Below are 5,263 nucleotides of genomic sequence, written 5' to 3' on the forward strand. Positions count from 1 at the left end.
CACGAAAAGCTGCAACACCCGGTCTAGTAATCTCGTCTCCTCTTCTGTCTGAGCTTCTTCAGGAGATAGTTTCATTTTTCACAACAAATCTCTCCAGATAGAAATCTATGAACGCAAATAATACATCAGCTGGAAGTTGTGTAGCCTACAAACTAACCAACAAATATCAAATGTAGTAATATTTATAGCATATAACAACATAAAATAACTGGAGGTTTAACCTTTATAGGTTGGGTTTCGTGTTTCAACAAAGGGAACATGTAATGCCTTAATAAAAAAAGAGGTTTTCTTATGAATAAATCTAAGTCAATACTATTAGTGTTTGTGGTTCTCCTGATAATAGGGGCTCTGTAAAATAATTCACCTTGCAGTACACTCTAGGAAGTTCACCTGTTGGATGTTGTGCAGAAGGACTTTGATCAGCAGCTCTCGTCGCCGCTCTTTGTAGCCCCGTGAGCTCAAACTTCCACTGAACCGTACTTTCAGCATGCTGAACACGGTTTCCGCAAGGCTTCGCTGACCGTACTGATGCGTTCGCTTCCACTTATCCGGGTTAGCTCTGTACTCCCGCAGCAACTGCCCGTATCCTCTGTGGCCCCGGGATCGAGCTCGCAGGTTCCGTTTGGGTTCGATAGCCGGGTAGGCACCCAGCTCGGTTACGAACTGAGCGTTCTTCTTGGAGATGTAGGCCTTGTCACCGTAGACCGTTGCAAGATGGCTAGCTGGTACCCGTCGCAACAGGGAAACCAGGTGTTTGGCATCTCCCCCGGGTCGAGCTCGAACCCTGGCGGCGTGAACGAGCAAGCTCTCGGTGTCCACGGCCGCGTGAAGGGCATGGAACCGTCGTTTCCGCGTCTTCTTGAACCGCACCGATAACCACTCACCACCGGTCGCATGGGAGAAGCCAGTGGCGTCCACCGCGACCCATCTGGGTGGAGGTTGCTTCCGGGCAACGACCTCGTACAGTCGGTGGAGGAGCCGGGTATCCAATCGTTTGAGAGCTCCGTTGAGGAGGGTGTGGCTGGGTGGGCGTTGAAGACCCAGTCGGACAAGCAGCTCTGGTTGAAGGGCAAGCCAAGCCACGAAATCACGATACCCCAGTCTGGCATCAAACTTGAGCCCGAGGAGGACGAACAGCACCGGGAGAGGGAATTCCACCGGTCGACCACGGTGAGACCGGACATCCGGAATGGTATTGCAAAGGCTCATAAGCTCTTGAAGGAGATAGTAAAAACGGCGAGCTTTGGCCGCGTTGTATGACCTATCGTAAGCCATAAATCATATGCCGTGGGCGACTCGCCTCTTAATCCTTGTATTATTTTACAGAGCCGATAATAGGACCACAAATTTATGTGTCATTTGCAGCCAAATACAAACCAACTCCACCTCCCAAGGCACGGGGCTGGAACTCCGAAATCATGAATGATACTTCGACATGGAACTGGACCGATACGCCTGAACCGACAGTCTCTGGTGATGGGTGGTATAAAGGAAGCATCGCATATTGGTATATATTCCCCCCTACAAGCACATATCTATCGGTAGAAATCAAGACTCCTAACGGTTTATGTGGTTCCGGTGAATTCTACTATGTATTGCTTTCATGTTTTGATGATGCAGGGAGCTACAATCAAATCGGTTTCTCAGCAGACCACGGTCATTGGGGTCTCACTTGGTGTTGGACTGAACATGACGAATCGGGATGGATAGACACGTACCACTACGATCCAAGTGCAATCATATTAGATCAGGATACAAACTACCACTTTGAAATGTCTCTGGACAATGGTTATCTCACCTACCGTCTACGTGTTGGTGGATGGATCGAATGGAGCAAGACAGTATACACCAAGGGAGACTACTTTATCCTTAATAGGTATGCTCAGGTAGGGTGGCATACCTACATGTGCTTTACCAACTACGAAGAGGTTTACGACACTGATGGGCAAACCCCGGATTTCAACTTCAAATTTCAGAACACCCAGACTGCGAATGGCTACTGGGACAACTGGATTGAACTCAGTCAGGGAGCACCAGCAGGTGTGGATGTCACTATTAGTACAACTCAACATTATGTCTATGTGTCCAACCCGGATGCATAAAAGAGTCAACAACCCCTAATGAGAAAATCGGCTCTGCGGACGTGTCAATGAACGGCTTCACTCGTAAGTAAGTTCGAAGTTGGCATGTCTCTCTTTTCCTCTTTTCAAAAACGATACAACAAGCGAATTTGCCTTCTTAAAATCAAATCATTTTAATGAATAGCAACTTAATTCTTCAACCAAGGTTCATCTGTTGTATTGGGACCTACAACACGCATCATGATGTATCCCGCAACAAGCGTGGCGAATGTAGGTCCGGTGTAGGATATAGATCGCAAACTTATTCTTATATCCCCGAGAAATGCTGGAAGCGCCGAAACGAATACAGGCAATTGACTGAGGAGCCATGCAGCAAAGGTCTTGAGTTTTGTCGTATGTCCCCTGCAATACTCTATTACTTGTAGAACGAATATGAGTTGGAAAATTACTGTGAAGACTGAGAATGCTATTCCTTCACTGCGGATTGGTTGAAGCTGCAATGATTCTTGCGTAACCCGAAGCGACCAAAAGACAGTACCAGAATACAGCCTCATGGCGAGCTCGGAAGTAGATGGTTCGGTGTAAATCATGATTCTCAATGAATCAGGCACCAACAATCCAACAAGAAACAATACGATACCTGCTTGGATAGGGGACAAGATTCTTCTCGACCCAGAGTCTTGCTGCTCACCCAAATGGCCTTGATACTTCCTATAGATTACAGTGACAATTCCTGTGATACACACCGCTGAAACAAGGGGGATTATGAAATCCGCTAAGCCATTTGGGCTAGGTACTGTCCTAGATGGGATAATTGAAAATGTCATAACTTCCGAGAACAATCCCGGCCCCGATGCGTTCTGAGCTCTGACACGCCAGTACCACCTTCCATGTGCGAGGTCAGTGGTCGGGATGTAAGATGTGCTCTCTAAGTCGTCTATTTCGGTTAGATTGGATGAGGAGAAACTAGTATTCAGGTCTAGTTGCAGAGTGTAGCTTGAAGCACCAGCGCTCTCACTCCACTCGAATTCTGGTCGCTTGTTCTCTGTATATGAACCGTTCGTAGGTGAAAGAGGGGTAGGTGCCTCAGGCACATCCGATATCACACACTCAGATTGATGATTGTTTCTTGCCATCTGAACAGGCTCACATTGTACAAGTGAGGTGATAACAACAAGCATCATGGTGGAAACTACAAAGAGGCAAATGAATTTGATTCTCTTTCGAATATGCTTCATTCCCTGTTCCACGACCTTACGAAACCAAGAATACGAATATTAACTTTGCGAGCAATATGGGGAACTTCGCTAATATGTATGTCTTCAATGGGCGTTCTTTTGATGATATGAGTAACCAGCCGGTATAAACAAGTGGGGGATTTTAGAAAAAACAGAGGGCATTGAGAAAGAAGGGAATCTAGCGATGACCAATTGCGCCAAGTGCCCGGGTCGATTGAGAAAAGTTGTTGAGAATGGATCCAAGCATATTGTTACATTGATAGCAGGCATCCAAGGGAAACACCATTTCCTCAGAAGCCCTAGCCGAACCTTCGGTATAGAACCCGCCCCACTCTTCATGAGTACTCGGCCATATGAGATCCACAGAGGTTCTCATTCCATCGTAAATGATCAAGGCATTTACTGCACTTAGTATAGACCCAACAATGCCTGCTCTTCTGACCTTGTTCAATGTTTCATAATCCACTACCAACTACCTCCTGTAGCTGGTATCCCATTCTCGTTTATGTTTCTATCCATAATTCTTCACCTTGTAGTTCTGTTATGCTATTAGCCTCCTAGGACGATATGCAATAAGACAGGAGTAACCCCGTGTTCAGGGCCTGCATCGCCACTTGCATAACTGTCGCCGATAAACCTGCTTTCTGTAGGTAGCCCATGTCCTTCAGCTTCGCGCCAAGTGGGAGCTTTTCTGATAGGGCTGCGCCGGCCAGTGTGGTCGCTGTCATGAGCCCGAAGAACAGGTACTTACCGTTGGTTTCCAAGAAATCACTCAATGGTCCGGCAAGTGCCCACGCACCCTTGGCACTGGCAAAGGTGGTCGTACCGGCCTGCCCGGCTGTACTTGCACCTATCGACGTGAAACTACCAAAGCCGAGTGATATGGCTTCCGCGAAGATCTCCTGCAGGAGCAGGTCCGTTCCCTTATCCGATACGAAATGCATCAGGCTGAAACTATCGATGAACTCTTCGTCAACCCGAGGAACCTCATCTCGGTCTTTGTTATCATGTCAAAGATGGATTTCTATATGGTCGACTGCATGATCATATCCAGCCCCCAGATAGCGGTAGCACCACCTGTGACCACGCCGGCCACGAACATTCCAAATCTTGGTAACCAAGTCATACTGGAGTTTGTTCAAGAATGCGTAGTACAATTCACCATCTCCAAATTCACACTGATTTAAAATGCATACAATCCTTAATAGTAGAACAAGAATGTCTAGTATGAACTGTGATGGCTAACTCGCATAATACATCAGGCGTAAATTTTCATCCCAACAAGCTTGCTACTTTCCAGCATGATGATAGTGTATTCTCCGCTGAATGGAATACCAAGGGCACGAAATTTGCCACATCTTCGCATGATGGAAGGGCTGTCATTTGGGATGTCAAGACTAGCGAAAGGCTTGCTACATTCTCCCACGAGGGAGGATTCTACAAGGTCGCTTGGAGCCCCAATGGAACTAGGTTGGCTGGTATTACTAGCGGCTTAGATGATACCGTACTTGTTTGGAATGTTGATTCTCTAGAAGAAATTGCCGCTCTAGAACATGACTGGGCAGTTGACTCATTAGCATGGAATCCAATGTGCACCTGTCTTGCTACAATGGCTCAGAATTCTGTTCATATCTGGGATATCAAGGAAAGAGTGAAGCTTGAGACGTTACAGCACAGAACCCGAACAGAATTCATAGCTTGGAATCCCGAAGGTGACAAACTCGCTACTGCAAGTTCATATGGTATCGCTCGAATTTGGAACCCAGAAACTGGGGAACAGTTGAAGGAATACAAACATGATGAGGAAGTATACTGTATTCAGTGGCACCCTGATGGTACCAAGCTCGCTACTGCATCCGAGGATGGGACTATTGCAGTCTGGGATGTGCAGACCGGAAAAAAGCTGAATGTATTCGAACCCGATGGACGACCGTGGTTCATAGC

7 protein-coding genes are annotated in these 5,263 nt (G+C 46.9%); 3 read left to right on the forward strand and 4 right to left on the reverse strand.

Annotated features, from left to right (window positions below):
- Positions 1 to 360: 360 nt before the first annotated feature.
- Entirely contained in the window at positions 361 to 1,275 is a 915-nt protein-coding gene (locus tag GF309_05370; GenBank protein ID MBD3158201.1) for an IS5 family transposase, read from the reverse strand.
- 77 nt (positions 1,276 to 1,352) lie between these two features.
- Between GF309_05370 and GF309_05375 the strand changes: the two genes are divergently transcribed.
- Positions 1,353 to 2,102, forward strand: coding sequence for a hypothetical protein (locus GF309_05375; protein MBD3158202.1), 750 nt, complete (start codon positions 1,353 to 1,355; stop codon positions 2,100 to 2,102).
- Positions 2,103 to 2,269: 167 nt separating this feature from the next.
- Here the strand turns inward: GF309_05375 and GF309_05380 are convergent, their stop codons facing one another.
- The 3 genes from GF309_05380 to GF309_05390 form a co-directional block, all read right to left on the reverse strand.
- Positions 2,270 to 3,319 carry a hypothetical protein gene (locus tag GF309_05380; protein MBD3158203.1) on the reverse strand — a complete coding sequence of 350 codons (1,050 nt, stop codon included), beginning with the start codon at positions 3,317 to 3,319 and terminating at the stop codon, positions 2,270 to 2,272.
- A gap of 178 nt (positions 3,320 to 3,497) precedes the next feature.
- Complete coding sequence (locus tag GF309_05385; protein MBD3158204.1) at positions 3,498 to 3,785, reverse strand: hypothetical protein; 288 nt, start codon at positions 3,783 to 3,785, stop codon at positions 3,498 to 3,500.
- A gap of 91 nt (positions 3,786 to 3,876) precedes the next feature.
- The gene (locus GF309_05390) at positions 3,877 to 4,263 is read right to left on the reverse strand and encodes a hypothetical protein (GenBank protein MBD3158205.1); all 387 of its coding nucleotides are present in this window, start codon (positions 4,261 to 4,263) and stop codon (positions 3,877 to 3,879) included.
- Positions 4,264 to 4,326: 63 nt separating this feature from the next.
- On the opposite strand from GF309_05390, the gene GF309_05395 reads away from it, so the two are divergent.
- Together GF309_05395 and GF309_05400 are read left to right on the forward strand one after the other, a co-directional pair.
- On the forward strand, positions 4,327 to 4,506 hold the full coding sequence (locus tag GF309_05395; GenBank protein ID MBD3158206.1) for a hypothetical protein: 180 nt from the start codon (positions 4,327 to 4,329) through the stop codon (positions 4,504 to 4,506).
- Positions 4,507 to 4,556: 50 nt separating this feature from the next.
- A partial coding sequence (locus GF309_05400; protein ID MBD3158207.1) for a hypothetical protein occupies positions 4,557 to 5,263 on the forward strand: 707 nt, incomplete at its 3' end.

Source organism: Candidatus Lokiarchaeota archaeon, assembly GCA_014730275.1.
Lineage (GTDB): Archaea > Asgardarchaeota > Thorarchaeia > Thorarchaeales > Thorarchaeaceae > WJIL01.

Coding starts and splice junctions, on each gene's coding strand:
- GF309_05390 (MBD3158205.1), bottom strand. CDS start 4,263: ATGCATTTCGTATCGGATAAGGGAACGGACCTGCTCCTGCAGGAGATC.
- GF309_05370 (MBD3158201.1), bottom strand. CDS start 1,275: ATGGCTTACGATAGGTCATACAACGCGGCCAAAGCTCGCCGTTTTTAC.
- GF309_05395 (MBD3158206.1), top strand. CDS start 4,327: ATGTCAAAGATGGATTTCTATATGGTCGACTGCATGATCATATCCAGC.
- GF309_05380 (MBD3158203.1), bottom strand. CDS start 3,319: ATGAAGCATATTCGAAAGAGAATCAAATTCATTTGCCTCTTTGTAGTT.